This window comes from Streptomyces sp. NPDC033229 (assembly GCF_055576875.1).
The window spans coordinates 1-1,898 of the sequence record NZ_JBVIQR010000072.1 but is presented as its reverse complement, the minus strand read 5'-3'; the positions used below and the strand labels follow the sequence as shown (position 1 = coordinate 1,898).

General features: G+C 70.9%; 1 protein-coding gene. It reads right to left on the bottom strand.

Annotated elements, in window-relative coordinates; translation table 11 throughout:
• Positions 1-131: 131 nt before the first annotated feature.
• Positions 132-1,508, bottom strand: coding sequence for a hypothetical protein (locus tag ACZ53N_RS33640; RefSeq protein WP_469144599.1), 1,377 nt, complete (start codon positions 1,506-1,508; stop codon positions 132-134).
• Between the last annotated feature and the right edge of the window lie 390 nt (positions 1,509-1,898).

The following is a 1,898-nucleotide window of genomic DNA, read 5'->3' as shown; positions in this document are numbered from 1 at the left end:
TTGTTTTCTTTTACCTCCCCTCCCCCCCCCCCCTCCCCCCCCCCCCCCCCCTCCCCCCCCCCCCCCCCCCCCCCCCCCCCCCCCCCCCCCCCCCCCCCCCCCCCAATAAGCGGGGCCAATGACGGCGTCGATCAGGACAGGTTCTCCAGGGGCCTGCCGGACGGCCTCGAGGTAGTAGCCGCGCGGCTGTCCGTCGAGCTCGGTGATGCGGAGGACAACTCCACCTTCGCGTTGCGCAGCTCGCGGCTGAGCGCCTTGCCCAGTTCCCGGAGCCGGCCGCGGTCGTCCCGGTCGTCCCAGCGTCCCCACCGCGTCGGGTCGTCCTTGCGGAGGTGGGCGTTGATCTGGTCCATGGTCAGGTACGGCGGCTCGCTCTCCCGGATGAACGCCTCCGCGATGGCGAGCAGGATGGCCGGGGCATTGTCCCCCTCCACTCCTTCGCCACCTCCGGCGTCAGGAACGGTTCCGGTGGCGCAGGCAGCCTGGAGCTCCAGCCAGTCGTCGAGCAGGCCGGCTTCGGTGAGGGTGCGGGTCACGTCGGGCAGGCCGGCAGCAGCCCGTTCGTCGCCGACCATGGCCGCGTAGTCGGGCAGCATCTCGCGGACCTGGTAGCGCACCGGGCGGTCGGGCATGCCGGGCAGGCCCTGGGCGTAGATCTGTCCGGCGTCGTTGCGTTCGGTGTGGGTGGCCGCGCGGATCAGGTCGGCGCGGTAGCCCTCGGCGAGCGCGCCGCCGCCGAGGAGTTCGGTGATGTCCACGCGGCGGCAGGCGCCGAGCATCTTCGCCGACAGTTTCGGGCCGATGGCCTCCCCGAGGTAGTCCTTCGTGCCGAACTGGGAGCCGCCGAAGACCCAGATCGCTTCCTTGCGGCCGAGGAGCAGCAGGCGGATCAGGAGGGCCTTGGCCTTGGCGGACAGCTGGGGCCACTCGTCGATGAACAGGCAGAAGGCTGGGTGTTCGGGGCTGACGCGCCATTTGTTGCCCCACCGGTAGGCGGCGCGCTGCCGGGCGCGGGCGGAGCAGAGGGTGAGGAAGAATTCCAGGACGGCGCAGATGAGGTCGTCGTCCATGCAGGCGTCCAGGGTGATGGCGGGGCCCAGGGCGCCGACGCCGGTTCCGACGGGATCGAGGTTGACCACGAGGGCGTCGCGGGTGGAGGTGATGGCCTCGGCCATAGCGAGCATGATGCCGGACTTGGCGCCGCCGGAGTCGGCGACCATCAGCAGCATCAGCCCGGCGAGGGCGAAGGTGAGGGGGGTGGCGTCCATGGCGACGCCGAAGTCGAAGGCGTCGGTGATCGAGCCGGATAAGGGGGCCCGGTAGGGCACGGTGCCCACCAGGTCCGGTGTGAAGGGGTCGCGCATGATGATGCGCACGGTGCAGGAGTCGCCGAAGTCCGGATCGCCCTCGATGAGCAGTCCGTTGCGGCGCACCTTCAGCAGCGGGATCAAGCCCTTGTAGGTCTCGTCCTTGTTGAGGTCGTCCGGGCTGCCGGTGGTGAACGACACCCGTACCGACCACCCCCACGGCTCCTTGAGGGCGAGTTCGACTGTTCGACGTCACCGCCCTCGTGGATGATGGCGCGGCGCAGGGCCTCGGCAACTTCTTCGGGTGTGGTGGCCTGGGCGATCGGGTACGGCTTGAGGTCGTCCTCGAGGGTGGGGCCCTCGCTGGTGACGGCGGTGGTTCCCGGGGGTGCGAGCAGGGGGTGCATCAGGTCTGCGGGCAGGGCGCGCTGGGTGAGTTCGACGGGGTGCTGGCCCAGCCACCAGGCGCGTCGTCGTGGTGGGGGCCGGGTTCGTCATCGACGTGACCCGCGTCGTCCTCGACTCCGCCCACGTCAGGGCGAAAAAGGGGGCGAACTCACAGGCCCGTCGCCCGTGGACCGGGGCAAGCCG